This is a genomic window from Synechocystis sp. IPPAS B-1465 (genome assembly GCF_003015225.1).
In the GTDB taxonomy this organism is placed as follows: domain Bacteria; phylum Cyanobacteriota; class Cyanobacteriia; order Cyanobacteriales; family Microcystaceae; genus Synechocystis.
Genome location: NZ_CP028094.1, coordinates 1592865 through 1606998 on the forward strand (window position 1 = coordinate 1592865; position 14134 = coordinate 1606998).

Below are 14134 nucleotides of genomic sequence, written 5' to 3' on the forward strand. Positions count from 1 at the left end.
AAGAAATTTTGAGAATGCCAAAGTTTACAATGCCCTGATTGGCACGGTTTCGTTCACGGTCTGGTTATCTGCATGCATATTGCTTGGTTAGGAAAAAAAACGCCCTTTTGCGGCAATGTAACCTACGGTCGGGAAGTAACCAATGCATTACTAGACCGGGGCCATCAGGTCAGCTTTTTGCATTTTGCCCAGGAGGAGGAGGGAGAACCCCTGGCGGAAAATGGTTGCGCGGAAGTGGCCTTACCGTTTCTATTTAAATCAACCGTTTATACCATCCCTACCCCCCGCTCCAGCCGGGTTTTAACCGATGCCCTGGCCAAGTTAAAGCCGGATTTGGTGCACGCCTCCTTAACCCTTTCTCCCCTGGATTTTCGTTTGCCGGAAATTTGTGAAGAATTGGGCTTACCTTTAATTGCCACCTTCCATCCCCCCTTTGACAGTAAGCTACGCAATTTTTCCTCCAGTACCCAGTTTTTGACCTACCAACTCTATGCCCCCTCCTTGGCCCAGTACGATAAGGTAATCATCTTTTCCCGACTACAGCGGAACCTTTTACTCAAGTTGGGGGTGCCCCGGCAACGCCTGGCCATCATTCCCAATGGGGTTGCGGTGGAGCGCTATTGTCCAGGGCAAAATGACCTGAAAAAAGAGTACCAGGCCGAACGGTTATTCATTTATCTGGGACGCATTGCCCCGGAAAAGAACGTGGAAGCTCTGCTCAAAGGTTGGAAATTTTCCGACATGGGCCCCCATTGCAAACTGCTGATGGTGGGGGACGGCATTTTAAAATCGACTCTGCAAACCCACTACGGCCCGGAAATGGGAGTCCATTGGTTGGGCTTCGTGGCCGATGAATTGACCAGGATTCAACTGTTGCGGGCTGCCGATGCCTTTATTTTGCCTTCCTTGGTGGAGGGTTTATCCCTATCTTTATTGGAAGCCATGGCCTGTGGCACAGCCTGTGTGGCCACCGACGCTGGAGCGGATGGGGAAGTGCTGGAAAATGGGGCGGGCATTGTGCTCAAAACCCAGGGGGTGACTGCCCAACTCAAAATTCTTTTGCCGCTACTACGGGACCATCCAGAGATTACGGATTTGTTGGGACGCAAAGCGAGGGAAAGGGTGTTGGAGCGCTACACCTTTGCGGCCAATATGGTGCAATTGGAATCCCTCTATAAAACTTTGGTGCCCCACCAAGCCCATTCTACGAACCTAAGTTCCTATTTTTATCTGCTGGAATGACTATTTCCCGTACCATTTGCCTTGGTTTCATTGCGGCGATCGCCGGGGGAACATTACTGTTGCTGATGCCCCTTGCCACCAGTACTGGGGAGTGGGGTAATCCCTTGGTGGCTTTGTTTACTGCCACTTCCGCTGTTTGTGTGACGGGGCTCAGTGTGGTGGATGTGAACAAGTACTTTTCCTTTTGGGGAGAATTGACTGTCATGTTGCTGGCCCAGTTGGGGGGGTTGGGCTACATGACCCTGACCACTTTTTTGATGATCCTGATTGGGCGCAAATTTGACCTCCAGCAACGGTTTGCCATCCAAGAATCCTTTGACCATCGTTTTGCCCAGGGCAGCAATAATTTAATCAAATCAGTCATTGCCACCACGCTAATTTTTGAAGTTACTGGTACTATAGTTCTTTTTTTTGTTTTCCTTCAGGACTATCCTCCCCCCCGGGCCCTTTGGTATGCCGTTTTCCACAGCGTCAGTGCTTTTAATAATGCTGGTTTTAGTCTTTTTGCCGATAACTTAATCGGCTATCAAACCTCCGTGCCCCTTAATTTGACCGTTTCAGCCCTAATTATTTTTGGTGGCATTGGCTACCAGGTAATTATCGAGTCCTATTTCTGGTTAGTGCGAAAGGTAAAAAAATCCCAACGACCCTTTGCCTTTTCCCTTAACCTACGGGTGGTGGTGCGGGTGACTATTTTCCTGCTGTTGTTAGGCTTTTTCGGCATTCTGATTTTAGAGGCCCAGGGCAATCGAGCTTTTGCTCAGTTTTCTTTCCAGGATCGTTTACTGGTCGCCTGGTTCCAGTCGGTGACTACCCGGACAGCGGGCTTTAACACCATTGATTTGAATGAGCTGAGTTCTACTAGTTTGGTGCTGGTGATGTTGTTGATGTTCATTGGGGCTAGTCCCAGTGGCACCGGCGGCGGAATCAAAACCACCACCTTTGCCATTTTGGCCAACTGCACCCGGTCAGCTCTGCGGGGCCAGGAAAGGGTAATTATTGATGACCGCTGTATTCCACCCCAGTTAATTCTCAAGGCGATCGCCGTGGTGTTTGGTTCGATGGTGACGGTGATTTCCAGCATAAGTTTGTTGATTTTCCTGGAGTCGGAGCAGGAAGCGGTGTCCTTGGCATTTGAAGCGGTGTCTGCCTTTGCCACAGTAGGGCTTTCCTTGGGCACTACCCCAGAGCTAAAACCCCTTTCCCAACTGGTCTTAATTGTCACCATGTTCATTGGTCGGGTGGGCATTACCATTTTGATGGCGGCGATCGTGGGGGATCCTAAGCCAAGTTTGATTAAATATCCAGAGGAAAATTTGCTGGTAGGCTAATCCGGCTTCCCTATTCTGTTGAATAACAACGATATCAAGGTAGCCCATTTTGTCAGTAGGCCCCTCAGGGAAAAACAAGCCTAGGTTATGGATCAAGTTAGTTAGATGGATGGGGAAAAGTTCTGCTTAACCGGGCGGTCTGCTACAATTTTTGAGATTCAATGGGTTTTGATCAATGGCTGTAACGCGGGCGAAAATTGCTTTAGACGCAATGGGCGGTGACTATGCCCCCGAAGAGATTGTTATCGGTGCTATCCGGGCGAGTCAGGAATTAGATGTAGATATTTTCCTTGTCGGCGATCGCCAGGCCATTGAGGATTGTTTAAACCGCCATCCCCATCAGGGCATTAACCTTACCATTGTCGATGCGGAAGGGGTGGTGGAAATGGAAGAAGATGCGGTGGTGGTGCGCCGTAAGCCCAAGGCGTCCATTAATGTGGCGATGAATTTGGTCAAAGAAAAACAAGCCGATGCGGTGGTGTCCGCTGGCCATTCGGGAGCGGCCATGGCGGCGGCCCTACTGCGGCTGGGCCGTTTAAAAGGCATTGACCGGCCGGCGATCGGCACCTTATTTCCCACAATGGTTCCCGGCAAATCGGTAATTGTGCTAGACGTGGGGGCCAATGTGGATTGCAAGCCTAAATACCTGGAACAGTTTGCCCTCATGGGAACGGTGTACAGCCAATATGTGTTGGGGGTTGATAGCCCCAAGGTTGGTCTGCTGAACATTGGTGAAGAGTCTAATAAAGGTAACACCCTCGCCCTGCAAACCCATGAATTGTTGCAGAGTAATCCGGAAATTCCCTTTGTGGGCAACGCCGAAGGAAGGGACGTACTTTCCGGTAATTTTGATGTGATTGTTTGTGATGGTTTTGTCGGCAATATTGTGCTTAAATTTGCCGAAGCGGTGGGGGAAATTTTACTGAGCATTGTTAAAGAAGAACTACCCAGGGGCTGGCGGGGCAAATTGGGGGCCATTATTTTAGCCCCCAACCTCAAACGCATTAAGCAACGGGTGGACCATGCCGAACATGGAGGAGCCTTACTATTCGGGGTCGATGGGGTTTGTGTAATTAGCCATGGTAGTTCCCGCAGTGGCTCCATTTTTAACGCCATTCGCCTAGCTAAGGAGGCGATCGATAATCAGGTTTCTGTGCGCATTAACAGTTCCACTTCCCTATTAATGGAACGACAAAAAACAGAGGAATTACAGAATATCTAGAAACTCCCCCCGGCCATAGTGACTCAGGGGCCAGCTTTGTCCTATGCTTTAAGCCTGTAATCGCTCACCATGACATCAGCGGGAGTCAGGACTTTTGAATACCCTTGGCAGTGGCCTCAAAATTATTGGCAGTGGCACGGCGATCGCCGACCAGAGTTTAACAAATCAAGACCTGAGCAACATTGTCGAGACCTCCGACGAGTGGATCCAGTCCCGCACGGGGATGCGCCAACGCTACATTTGTTCGGCCCAGGAAAATTTGGCCAGTTTGGGGGTAAAGGCCGGCCAAAAAGCCCTGGCCATGGCGGGACTACAACCGGAAGACCTGGATTTAATTATTCTGGCCACCTCCACCCCCGATGATTTATTTGGCACTGCAGCCCAAATTCAAGGGGGATTGGGGGCCACCAGAGCCTTTGCCTTTGACATAACGGCGGCCTGTTCTGGTTTTGTGGTGGGGTTGAACGTAGCAGCCCAATTTTTACGCACCGGGGTTTACCAAAGGGTTTTAATAGTGGGAGGGGATGTACTTTCCCGTTGGGTGGACTGGTCGGACCGCACCACCTGTGTGTTATTCGGTGATGGAGCCGGAGCCGTGGTGCTACAACGCCAAGCCCAGGACAATTTGCTCGCCTTTGAAATGTACACCGATGGCACTGGCAATGGCTGTCTTAATTTGTCCTATCAAGCAAACCCTCAACCTTTAACAGCAGAAAAAACCGTTGCCCAGGGCACCTATCAAGCCATCACCATGAACGGCCGGGAAGTGTACCGTTTTGCCGTGGCTAAGGTGCCCGAAATCATCGAAAAAGTACTGTTTAAAGCCCAGTTGACCACCTCCGACTTGGACTGGGTAATTCTTCACCAAGCCAATCAACGCATTATGGATGCGGTGGGCGATCGCCTGGGTATTCCATCCGAGAAAATCATCAGTAATGTAGGGGAATACGGCAACACTTCGGCAGCTTCCATTCCCCTGGCTTTGGATCAAGCGGTGCGGGAAGGGAAAATTAAAGAGGGAGACCTAATCGCCCTGGCCGGCTTTGGGGCCGGCTTAACCTGGGCTGCTAGCATAGTGCGGTGGTAAATAATCAACAGTCTAAAGTAGTTAGTAGTTACTAGGCAATGGATTAGTAAACGTGGAAGGAGCTGGCCACTGTGTCAAACAGACTTTTCACTGTGTCCCAGCGGTCTTCTGCCGTGGATAAATCAAACGTAATTAACTTACCCCGGTTAGTGGTCACACTGGCCAAATCGTGGCGCTCCACATTGTCCCCCACCAACACCCGGTACTCCAGAGTGTAATAAACCTGACCGTCCTCATCCCTTGCCTCCGCATTAATTAATTCCGCCTGGCGATCGCCTTGGGAAGCATCGTTGACGGTTTTCATAAAGCGGTAACCCACATCGGTGGCTGTGCCCAAATCCGTCAAGGTTTTATCGCTGGGGATTTCACTAATAATCACGCTCAAATTTTCATCCCGCTCAATCAGGTCCCGGAACACCACATCCACCCCAGGGGAAGCCCCCTTAACGTCCACCCCAATCCAACCATTGGGATAAAGAAACTCATAACCATCTTTGGTGTCACTGTAGCGTTGCAGACTGGCAATGCCCACTCCTCCACAGGCGGTGAGGGTAAAGCTCAGCAGTAAAGTTACCAGGACTACAGCAGTGGATAGGGACTTTTTCAACATGGGAGAAAGGGAAGAACTGGGCAAGAAGGCAAAATTACCTTTCCTTACCCATTAAACCTCCAATGGTTGACCAGAAACTAGAGGTAGAATGATTCCCGCCAGAAAAAGAAGTTTAACAATTTGCCATGGGCACTGTTCTGAAGCGGGGAGGAAGGCTATGGCCTCCTCAACCAATTTATTTCCTGCCTAACCCAGGGGACGTTGTTGAGGCTATAAGTTGAGGCTATAAATTTAACTTATTAAAAGGTTCGACAAATTTGAGATAGTTTTGTGGCAAAGATACTGCTTAGGAACCAAATATTGCATAAACTTAGAGATATAGTTTTTTCTAAAAAAATAGTCTTATTTCTATCTATTGAATCGGGGCAATTTAAACTCAGAATAGATTAGTTGTTCCCAGCTGAAACCATCGTGTGCTTTTTCCAGAGGCGTTTTTGGCAATTTTTCCTCTGGTAAATTTCACCGACTTTGGGGCAATGCTCATAATCACCATAGAGTGAAATCCATGAACAAGTTTGAATCAAGACAATCGGAACCAAAGACAAATAACAATGCTGGTTGGATAATTCATGTGTATGATAAAAGTCGCCGTCTTTTATTTGTTCTAGAACCTTCCCACGCTTGGCTCTTTTTCCTGGGTTGTGGTGTCGGCTTACTACTGTCGGTGGTTTGGGTCAATGTTGCTCGCCATAGTCCTCCGCTAGAATCCTCCCCAGTCAAGGTCTCGCCTCCCTTCCAGGTCGACTAGTCACAACAATTTAAAAATCAGAAAAATTGTCCCATTGATCAACTTACAGGGGGCCATTGAGCAAAATCCGGGGTCACCATCTAGTCCCCAAAAAGCTGGCGATCGCCAAATAATAGTAAAACTTATCATTCAAATTTAAAATTACTTAGCAGATCCAGGGGGACAACTGCAAAATTGGTCGGATTTACATATAGACTTTAGCTTATAGATTTCAAGACATAGGCATTCAAACCTGCATAGACAAGAGTCTATACAGAGCGAAGCCAATGGGGTTCATTGCCCCTGGAAAGATCAAGCAAACTGCCGAAGATTCAGGGCCAAGCTTTACTACCCCAATCCCCATAAATTTCAACCAAGGAGACAATTTACATTATGGATTTTTTGTCCAATTTCTTGACGGACTTCGTGGGACAATTGCAGTCCCCAACCCTAGCCTTTCTGATTGGGGGGATGGTTATTGCCGCCCTTGGCACCCAATTGGTAATTCCAGAGGCGATTTCTACGATCATCGTCTTTATGTTGCTCACTAAGATTGGCCTAACCGGGGGCATGGCAATTCGGAACTCCAACTTGACGGAAATGCTCCTACCCGTGGCATTCTCTGTGATATTGGGAATTCTTATTGTCTTCATCGCCCGTTTTACCCTGGCTAAACTGCCTAACGTCAGAACCGTGGATGCCCTGGCCACCGGCGGCTTGTTTGGGGCAGTCAGTGGCTCTACAATGGCTGCCGCCCTCACTACGTTGGAAGAATCAAAAATTTCCTACGAAGCCTGGGCTGGTGCTCTGTATCCCTTTATGGATATTCCTGCCCTGGTAACGGCGATCGTCGTAGCTAATATTTATCTCAATAAGAGAAAACGTAAGTCTGCTGCTGCTAGTATTGAGGAATCGTTCAGCAAGCAACCCGTTGCCGCCGGGGATTATGGCGACCAAACGGATTATCCTCGTACCCGCCAAGAGTATTTAAGCCAGCAAGAACCGGAAGATAATCGGGTCAAAATCTGGCCAATTATCGAAGAAAGTTTACAAGGCCCTGCCCTATCAGCCATGTTGTTAGGTCTTGCCCTGGGCATATTTACCAAGCCGGAAAGTGTCTATGAAGGTTTTTATGATCCTCTTTTTCGAGGACTACTTTCCATCTTGATGCTGATTATGGGCATGGAAGCTTGGTCCAGAATTGGTGAACTACGTAAAGTAGCTCAATGGTATGTGGTCTATAGCCTAATAGCTCCCATAGTGCACGGGTTTATTGCCTTTGGTCTTGGTATGATTGCCCACTATGCTACGGGTTTCAGTCTGGGTGGTGTGGTAGTTTTAGCAGTTATCGCCGCTTCTAGCTCTGATATCTCCGGGCCTCCTACCTTGCGAGCAGGTATCCCATCTGCCAACCCCTCTGCCTATATCGGTTCATCCACCGCCATCGGTACTCCCATTGCCATCGGCGTGTGCATACCGCTTTTCATTGGGCTTGCCCAGACCCTTGGTGCAGGTTAATCCCCAATAGTTTATGGTCTGTCAATAATCCCTTGACCTAACAGACCAAAAAGATTAACTTACATACTTCTAGGAGATAAACAAAATGGCTAAACCAGCGAACAAGCTCGTCATCGTCACAGAAAAGATTCTGCTCAAAAAAATTGCCAAAATCATCGACGAATCCGGTGCCAAAGGATACACGGTAATGAATACCGGTGGCAAGGGTAGCCGTAACGTGCGCTCGTCGGGTCAACCTAACACTTCCGACATCGAGGCCAATATTAAGTTTGAAATATTGACTGAAACCCGGGAAATGGCTGAAGAAATTGCTGATCGAGTTGCCGTCAAGTATTTTAATGATTACGCTGGCATCATCTACATTTGTAGCGCAGAAGTACTTTATGGGCATACTTTCTGTGGCCCTGAGGGCTGTTAAATCAACAATAACTAGGCTTGTTTCTATTCCGGCAACCGCATTCCAGGCAAAACTATTCTTGGGCGGTTGCTTTTTGTTTCTTCAGGGGGCCATGGCCCTATTTCAAATGCTTAGAAAGTCACCATATTTTCAGTACAGCCCAAACTTACCGGGAAAACCTAGATAGAATTGATCCCGACTAAAAACAGAGTAAATTTTCAGAAAAATGGGTCTAAAAACCTGTCCTTGTTTAGCTTTAATCCTTGCCCGCACGAAATCTTAGGTTTGACGACAAAATAACTCAATTGACCTTGTTGTTACCATCGTACAAAAACCTCGCCCCGGCCCACTGCAGCTTATCCCGTAGAGTTTTGTAAAAGGAATAGCTTTCCCGTAGGAGGATAAATTGGGCTGCTCGATGGGCCATCCACACCCCCACTCGTTGCCCAGGCCAAACGCCTGTAGCCAGAGAACCGTCGGTCCAAAGTTTAGTATTTAACTCAAAATCCCCCAGGGGCCAAATGTTTACCGAAGAGCCAGGGGGAATGACAATGGGGCGGCTGGATAAGCTCAGGGGACAAATGGGAGTAATGACAATGGCGTCCATGCCAGGGTGCAAGATGGGGCCATTGGCAGAGGATGTATAGCAAGTAGAACCCGTAGGGGTGGCGACCAAAAGACCGTCGCACTGATACTGATCAATTAACTCCCCATCCACTTCCACTTCGATGATGGCCGTGGGCATCCGGTCAATACTGGCCGGTTTGATGCACATTTCGTTCAGACAGTAGTAGGTTTCCCCCACCATCTGGGGATCCCGGCGATCGCCTTCAAATAAACTGGCCGCTAGCATCATGCGTTGGGAAACAGCATAGCGGTCTTGGTTGAGACGGTCCCACACCTTTTGAGTATCCTGGAACACATCGAATGGTTCCGTCAAAAATCCTAGATGCCCGCCCACGTTAACAGACAAAATGGGAATGCCTTCGGGGGATAAATGCCTGGCCGCCGCTAGGGTAGTGCCATCTCCCCCTAAAACCAAAGCCAAATCTATTTTTTCTGTGGCGGAAGCCAAAAACACTGGATAGGGATTGTCTTTAATGCCACTGGGGCCCATCAGCACCTTACAACCCCTAGCTTCCAGTTCCCTGGCACACCGTTCGGCATAGGTTTTGCTTTCATTGTGCCCGGCTTTATGGGCAATGATCACCTGTTTCAGTTCCACAATGGGGCCTCATAGTGGGGCATGGATTGAACTAGCTTTCGGAACTCTCCGCTGTGGTTACGGGAGCTTCCTCGATCGCCGGAGTGGTAGAAGCGGCTTGTTTTTCCTTTTTCTTCCGTTCTGCTTCGGCGGCATCTTCCAACACCTTAAGCAGTTGGTCAACTTTTTCCAGATTACTGCGGTACAGGTCTAAATCCTTGACCACTTTATCGAGGGACAAGTCTAATAGTTCCGACAGCCTGGTGAGATAATCTTGACGTTTTTCGTCATTGTCCTTCACCTCTGGGTCCTGGTCAGCTAACAGAGTGTAAAGCCCGATGGCAAATAAACGACTGTATTTGAATTTGTGGCGTTGGTGGATCCCCGTGAGGGTGTTGAGCAGAAGATTATCCCCAGATGCTTGTTCGCTGGCGGCGGCGGTTACCCAGGCATCCAGACCAATGTGATGGGCACTGGCGGCCACATTCTTGGCATCTTGGCGCACTTGGTCGGGGTTTTGATCCACCCCATGGCAGAGGGCGTTGAAAATGGCCGGTAATTGTTCGGCGGGTTGATAGCCCTGCATGAAACTATTAAAGGAGGTGACAATGCCTAGGGCAAAAATCGGATCGTAGGTAAAATCAATGTTCACACTGAGCAAATGCATTTCCACCAAGAGTTCTTCGACAAAACGCCGGTAGATGGAACTAATGGGACGGCTGTAGTGGGTAAAAAATTTTCGTTTGGCGTCAGAAACAGTGCGAATTTTAGTCACAGGGCCGATTACAAAGGGGGGGATAGTTCCCTACATTTTCCCTTGTTAAGCGGCCTTTGCCAACCTGAACCCTTGCTGGGGGAAGTGCGATCCCCGGGCATTGCTAGAATGGGACAGTCTTAGGGAACAGACCATGCCAGACTTCCAGGCATTTATCGCCATCATTACCACCATCTTGGTGTTTGCCATCGGAGTAGCCCTCAAATATGAAACCATCTACTTCAAAAACTACGAACTCTCCATCCCCCAATGGGCCGGCCTCAGCTTCGCCGGGTTTACTTTCACGTTTGTGGTCTTGGATTAAATCCTACGGGGGTTTGTCCGACTTGAGGAACTACAACGCAGAAATGAAGAAATACAACGAAGAAATGAGGAAGCTAGAGAACGAAAAGCAGACGCGGCACGAGCAAAGGATGAAAGAGCTGAGGCGGCAGAACGAGAAACTCGCCGAACTAGAATCGAAACTCGATATCGTACTACGATCGCCAGATTCCAACTGGACCCCAGCCAACTCCACCGAAGACAGTTAGCGGATATTATCGCCCTATTGGAAGAGTACCGAGATACGCTGTGAAATTGTTTGACACTAAACTTTTGTCAGAGCCGCGGGATCTAATTTTGGCTGTATCCCTACCGAGAATATGCCCCATGGCTTAGGCTAATTGGTGAGAAAGTTGTTCAGAATTCACGGGCAAAGTATTTAATGGTGTCTCCCATCTCTATCTGGCGATCGCTGATGTTTGGCGGTTTTTCCCCCCAGGAATGGGGCCGGGGCAGTGTGCTCCATCGTTTGGTGGGCTGGGGACAGAGTTGGATACAGGCTAGTGTGCTCTGGCCCCACTTCGAGGCATTGGGTACGGCTCTAGTGGCAATAATTTTTATTGCGGCTCCCTTCACCTCCACCACCATGTTGGGCATTTTTATGCTGCTCTGTGGAGCCTTTTGGGCTCTGCTGACCTTTGCTGATCAACCAGGGAAGGGTTTGACTCCCATCCATGTTTTAGTTTTTGCCTACTGGTGCATTTCGGCGATCGCCGTGGGATTTTCTCCGGTAAAAATGGCGGCGGCGTCGGGGTTAGCGAAATTAACAGCTAATTTATGTCTGTTTCTACTGGCGGCGAGGTTATTGCAAAACAAACAATGGTTGAACCGGTTAGTAACCGTTGTTTTACTGGTAGGGCTATTGGTGGGGAGTTACGGTCTGCGACAACAGGTGGACGGGGTAGAACAGTTAGCCACTTGGAATGACCCCACCTCTACCTTGGCCCAGGCCACTAGGGTATATAGCTTTTTAGGTAATCCCAATCTCTTGGCGGCTTACCTGGTGCCCATGACGGGTTTGAGCTTGAGTGCCCTGGTGGTATGGCGACGGTGGTGGCCCAAACTGCTGGGAGCAACCATGGTGATTGTTAACCTACTCTGTCTCTTTTTTACCCAGAGCCGGGGCGGTTGGCTAGCAGTGCTGGCCCTGGGAGCTACCTTCCTGGCCCTTTGTTACTTCTGGTGGTTACCCCAATTACCCAAATTTTGGCAACGGTGGTCTTTGCCCCTGGCGATCGCCGTGGCGGTTATATTAGGTGGGGGAGCGTTGATTGCGGTGGAACCGATTCGACTCAGGGCCATGAGCATTTTTGCTGGGCGGGAAGACAGCAGTAATAATTTCCGCATCAATGTTTGGGAAGGGGTAAAAGCCATGATCCGAGCCCGCCCTATCATTGGCATTGGCCCAGGTAACGAAGCCTTTAACCAAATTTATCCTTACTATATGCGGCCCCGCTTCACCGCCCTGAGTGCCTATTCCATTTACCTAGAAATTTTGGTGGAAACGGGTGTAGTTGGTTTTACCTGTATGCTCTGGCTGTTGGCCGTTACCCTAGGCAAAGGCGTAGAACTGGTTAAACGCTGTCGCCAAACCCTCGCCCCGGAAGGCATCTGGATTATGGGGGCTTTAGCGGCGATCATCGGTTTGTTGGTCCACGGCATGGTAGATACAGTCTGGTACCGTCCCCCGGTGAGCACTTTGTGGTGGTTGCTAGTGGCCATTGTTGCTAGTCAGTGGGCCAGCGCCCAGGCCCGTTTGGAGGCCAGTAAAGAAGAAAATGAGGACAAACCTCTTCTTGCTTCATAAGAGCCAATGGCAATAACTTGGCCAGCCAGACTTAACCTTTGCCCTTTTTGAAAATTTGTCAGGAGTCATAACCATGGCGATCGGAGAGCAAACCCATCCCCAAGCAAGTAAAGACCAGGCCATTGTCGATCGCCTCTTGCAGTCCCCCGCCGATACTCCCCACCTGCTCTCCTTGGCAAGGCTGAGAATCCGTTACAAAAATTTTCCCGGGGCCAGGAGTTTACAGCGAGATTTGGACACCGTGCTTCAACAATGGCATCTGACTGAAGAAGAACTCTTTGCCCAAACTAGAGCCCTCTATGCCAGCGGTGCGGCCCATGCCAAACAGAGTACCGAGGAGCAACAGGACTGGAGCTAGCTCTCGTTAATCCATTGCCCCAACTAGGCTGAGATGATTTTCCGGGTGGAACCCTCGAGTGTGCCGATGTCGACCTCCACCATAGGCATTGAAGTTAATCTATGGTCAAGCTTTTTAGCAAGTATTAATCCCTACTATTGGTGCGATAAGCAATGCCAAAGCCAAAACCAGAGATTTTCCCCTATGCTTGAAGCAACATCTCCCGTTACAAAAATTAACTAAATGTCTAATTTGATTGCTGTTGCTTTCTGTGGCTACTTTGCCCTGTTGATCATTCTCTTCTCTGCCAAAAACTTTCTCGTCAAGGACAAAACCAGTCTTAATCTTCCCGAGTAGATCTTTCAAATGACAACAATGGGAATTAGGTCGTTGTAATCCTGTTTGCCTAAAGTCCTAGCTAGACTAACCCAAATCAAAGTAGGTCAAAACGAGCCTATTAAGCGGGTGGGCTTGAAATGGGCGATAGCAATGTTTCCCGTTGAATTGTTAAGTAGCTCCGAGAGATTAACAAGGGATTAAAAAACTGTCAGGCTTGGTTGGCGGCGATGATTACCAAGGCTTTGTCGCTCTTTTTCTTGCCCATGGCCACCGGCAATATTTTGTCTTTTGTGCGGTTCTCCACCGGATTACCGACCTTTTAACCGAGGAAACTTTAGGGTAAAGTGAGAGCCATGGAATCCCCTATTGAGTAGAGAATTTAAATTTAAATGGCTTACGCACTACCTAACTTACCTTACGACTACACCGCTCTGGAACCCTGCATTTCCAAAAGCACCCTGGAGTTCCATCACGACAAACACCATGCCGCCTACGTTAACAATTTCAACAATGCAGTGGCGGGTACTGATTTAGATAATCAATCCATTGAAGACGTAATTAAAGCCGTTGCTGGCGATGCTAGCAAAGCCGGTATTTTCAACAACGCCGCCCAAGCTTGGAACCATAGTTTCTACTGGAATTGCATGAAGCCCGGTGGTGGTGGCCAGCCCTCTGGTGCCTTGGCGGACAAAATCAACGCTGACTTTGGTAGCTTTGACGCTTTCGTGGAAGCTTTCAAACAAGCTGGAGCCACCCAATTCGGTAGCGGCTGGGCTTGGTTGGTGTTAGACAATGGCACTTTGAAAGTGACCAAAACCGGCAACGCCGAAAACCCCATGACCGCCGGTCAAACTCCTTTGCTGACCATGGACGTATGGGAGCATGCTTACTATTTAGACTATCAAAACCGTCGTCCCGATTACATTGCCGATTTCCTCGGTAAGTTGGTCAACTGGGACTTTGTGGCGGCTAACTTAGCAGCGGCCTAGTTTTTGCCATCAATTCCAAGAAAGCTCTTTAAAAACTCTCTTTGCTCCCCAGAGTTGGGCAAAATCGGAGTTAATCTAGACGTTTTCTTCACTTTATGTACCCTTTCCCTAAATTATTGGGGGAAGGGTATTTGCTGGGAGGTGGGAGGCGATCGCCAGTGGCTGAAGTTTCTAATCTGCGTCCCCAATCCACTACACTGGGGAAGCTTGTGGAATCCATTCCCAAAG

At 48.9% G+C, this 14134-nt stretch carries 14 protein-coding genes; 11 read left to right on the forward strand and 3 right to left on the reverse strand.

What is annotated here, in order from left to right:
* Nucleotides 1-72: 72 nt before the first annotated feature.
* The 4 genes from C7I86_RS07465 (at nt 73) to C7I86_RS07480 (ending at nt 4882) form a co-directional block, all read left to right on the forward strand.
* Nucleotides 73-1242, forward strand: a complete 1170-nt coding sequence (locus C7I86_RS07465; RefSeq protein ID WP_010872640.1) for a glycosyltransferase family 4 protein — start codon at nt 73-75, stop codon at nt 1240-1242.
* Nucleotides 1239-2573 carry a TrkH family potassium uptake protein gene (locus C7I86_RS07470; RefSeq protein ID WP_010872641.1) on the forward strand — a complete coding sequence of 445 codons (1335 nt, stop codon included), beginning with the start codon at nt 1239-1241 and terminating at the stop codon, nt 2571-2573. Before C7I86_RS07465 ends, C7I86_RS07470 begins: the two co-directional genes overlap by 4 nt.
* Nucleotides 2574-2748: 175 nt before the next feature.
* Entirely contained in the window at nt 2749-3795 is a 1047-nt protein-coding gene (gene plsX / locus C7I86_RS07475) for a phosphate acyltransferase PlsX (RefSeq protein ID WP_010872642.1), read from the forward strand.
* Nucleotides 3796-3889: 94 nt separating this feature from the next.
* On the forward strand, nt 3890-4882 hold the full coding sequence (locus tag C7I86_RS07480; protein WP_010872643.1) for a beta-ketoacyl-ACP synthase III: 993 nt from the start codon (nt 3890-3892) through the stop codon (nt 4880-4882).
* Between the two features lie 43 nt (nt 4883-4925).
* Here the strand turns inward: C7I86_RS07480 and psbP are convergent, their stop codons facing one another.
* On the reverse strand, nt 4926-5492 hold the full coding sequence (psbP, locus tag C7I86_RS07485; protein ID WP_010872644.1) for a photosystem II reaction center PsbP: 567 nt from the start codon (nt 5490-5492) through the stop codon (nt 4926-4928).
* Nucleotides 5493-5997: 505 nt separating this feature from the next.
* On the opposite strand from psbP, the gene C7I86_RS07490 reads away from it, so the two are divergent.
* The 3 genes from C7I86_RS07490 (at nt 5998) to C7I86_RS07500 (ending at nt 8155) form a co-directional block, all read left to right on the forward strand.
* Entirely contained in the window at nt 5998-6240 is a 243-nt protein-coding gene (locus tag C7I86_RS07490; RefSeq protein ID WP_071822649.1) for a hypothetical protein, read from the forward strand.
* Nucleotides 6241-6612: 372 nt separating this feature from the next.
* On the forward strand, nt 6613-7737 hold the full coding sequence (locus C7I86_RS07495; RefSeq protein ID WP_010872645.1) for a sodium-dependent bicarbonate transport family permease: 1125 nt from the start codon (nt 6613-6615) through the stop codon (nt 7735-7737).
* Between the two features lie 85 nt (nt 7738-7822).
* Nucleotides 7823-8155, forward strand: coding sequence for a hypothetical protein (locus tag C7I86_RS07500; RefSeq protein WP_010872646.1), 333 nt, complete (start codon nt 7823-7825; stop codon nt 8153-8155).
* 280 nt (nt 8156-8435) lie between these two features.
* Here the strand turns inward: C7I86_RS07500 and C7I86_RS07505 are convergent, their stop codons facing one another.
* The gene (locus C7I86_RS07505) at nt 8436-9359 is read right to left on the reverse strand and encodes an NAD(+) kinase (protein WP_010872647.1); all 924 of its coding nucleotides are present in this window, start codon (nt 9357-9359) and stop codon (nt 8436-8438) included.
* Between the two features lie 31 nt (nt 9360-9390).
* On the reverse strand, nt 9391-10113 hold the full coding sequence (psb29, locus tag C7I86_RS07510; protein WP_010872648.1) for a photosystem II biogenesis protein Psp29: 723 nt from the start codon (nt 10111-10113) through the stop codon (nt 9391-9393).
* Nucleotides 10114-10246: 133 nt separating this feature from the next.
* Between psb29 and C7I86_RS18935 the strand changes: the two genes are divergently transcribed.
* The 4 genes from C7I86_RS18935 to C7I86_RS07530 all read left to right on the forward strand — a co-directional run bounded on the left by C7I86_RS18935 (nt 10247) and on the right by C7I86_RS07530 (nt 13906).
* On the forward strand, nt 10247-10417 hold the full coding sequence (locus C7I86_RS18935) for a hypothetical protein (RefSeq protein ID WP_010872649.1): 171 nt from the start codon (nt 10247-10249) through the stop codon (nt 10415-10417).
* A gap of 399 nt (nt 10418-10816) precedes the next feature.
* A complete protein-coding gene (locus C7I86_RS07520; RefSeq protein WP_010872650.1) occupies nt 10817-12241 on the forward strand; it encodes an IctB family putative bicarbonate transporter in 1425 nt (474 codons plus the stop codon).
* Nucleotides 12242-12314: 73 nt separating this feature from the next.
* Nucleotides 12315-12599 carry a DUF3288 family protein gene (locus C7I86_RS07525; RefSeq protein WP_010872651.1) on the forward strand — a complete coding sequence of 95 codons (285 nt, stop codon included), beginning with the start codon at nt 12315-12317 and terminating at the stop codon, nt 12597-12599.
* Nucleotides 12600-13306: 707 nt separating this feature from the next.
* On the forward strand, nt 13307-13906 hold the full coding sequence (locus C7I86_RS07530; RefSeq protein ID WP_010872652.1) for a superoxide dismutase: 600 nt from the start codon (nt 13307-13309) through the stop codon (nt 13904-13906).
* The last annotated feature ends 228 nt before the right edge of the window (nt 13907-14134 follow it).

Bases quoted from the DNA above. Each gene is read 5' to 3' on its own strand.
- C7I86_RS07520 (WP_010872650.1), top strand. From the start codon at position 10,817: ATGGTGTCTCCCATCTCTATCTGGCGATCGCTGATGTTTGGCGGTTTT.
- C7I86_RS07500 (WP_010872646.1), top strand. From the start codon at position 7,823: ATGGCTAAACCAGCGAACAAGCTCGTCATCGTCACAGAAAAGATTCTG.
- C7I86_RS07525 (WP_010872651.1), top strand. From the start codon at position 12,315: ATGGCGATCGGAGAGCAAACCCATCCCCAAGCAAGTAAAGACCAGGCC.
- plsX (WP_010872642.1), top strand. From the start codon at position 2,749: ATGGCTGTAACGCGGGCGAAAATTGCTTTAGACGCAATGGGCGGTGAC.
- psbP (WP_010872644.1), bottom strand. From the start codon at position 5,492: ATGTTGAAAAAGTCCCTATCCACTGCTGTAGTCCTGGTAACTTTACTG.
- C7I86_RS07490 (WP_071822649.1), top strand. From the start codon at position 5,998: ATGAACAAGTTTGAATCAAGACAATCGGAACCAAAGACAAATAACAAT.
- C7I86_RS07465 (WP_010872640.1), top strand. From the start codon at position 73: ATGCATATTGCTTGGTTAGGAAAAAAAACGCCCTTTTGCGGCAATGTA.
- C7I86_RS07530 (WP_010872652.1), top strand. From the start codon at position 13,307: ATGGCTTACGCACTACCTAACTTACCTTACGACTACACCGCTCTGGAA.
- C7I86_RS18935 (WP_010872649.1), top strand. From the start codon at position 10,247: ATGCCAGACTTCCAGGCATTTATCGCCATCATTACCACCATCTTGGTG.
- C7I86_RS07470 (WP_010872641.1), top strand. From the start codon at position 1,239: ATGACTATTTCCCGTACCATTTGCCTTGGTTTCATTGCGGCGATCGCC.
- C7I86_RS07495 (WP_010872645.1), top strand. From the start codon at position 6,613: ATGGATTTTTTGTCCAATTTCTTGACGGACTTCGTGGGACAATTGCAG.